Source organism: Apibacter sp. B2912, from assembly GCF_009827835.1.
Lineage (GTDB): Bacteria > Bacteroidota > Bacteroidia > Flavobacteriales > Weeksellaceae > Apibacter.
In genome coordinates this window covers 1-532 of sequence record NZ_WINV01000018.1, presented here as the reverse complement: position 1 = coordinate 532, position 532 = coordinate 1, and the positions used below count along the sequence as shown (strand labels likewise).

General features: G+C 35.5%; 1 protein-coding gene. It reads right to left on the bottom strand.

Translation table 11 applies throughout. From position 1 onward, the window contains the following. A partial coding sequence (locus GFV01_RS10030) for a hypothetical protein (RefSeq protein WP_160567214.1) occupies window positions 1-532 on the bottom strand: 532 nt, incomplete at both ends.

The window sequence follows — 532 nt, the reverse complement described above, 5'->3', positions numbered from 1 at the left end:
TTATTGTTCCTTCATTTCCACAGCCGTTCTCTTTGTTTTCAAATAGGACTTTTATTTCTACTTTCTTTTCTCCTACAGGGGGTTCGTAATCGGTTAAAGTATTAGGTATTTGTCCTGATGTGTCTTCTACTCTGCCAATCTCTACTCCTTTGCTGTCTTGGAAAATCACTCGCATATCTTGTAAGAAGCTTTTTATTCTTGCTTCTTCTCCATTGGATGACAACATTGGATAAATCGAACTCCATAAATCTACTCGGGTTTTACTGCCTTGCGGTTCGTATTCACAGATGATCGGTTCGTCTTTTGCTACTTTTAAATATGGATATACGTAGAGTTTTACTTTCGATACTTCATCACAATAGTTGCCTTCTTCGTCTTTTACTCTTACATAGATTTCATCTACTAGGTATAATCCTTCTTTATATAGTTCTCTATTGGTATAGTTACTTATTTCAGGTTCGGTCAGGTGTGTATAAATCCCTTTTGCTTCATTTTTAAAGGCTTCTTTGGCATCTGATTCATTTCTGTAATA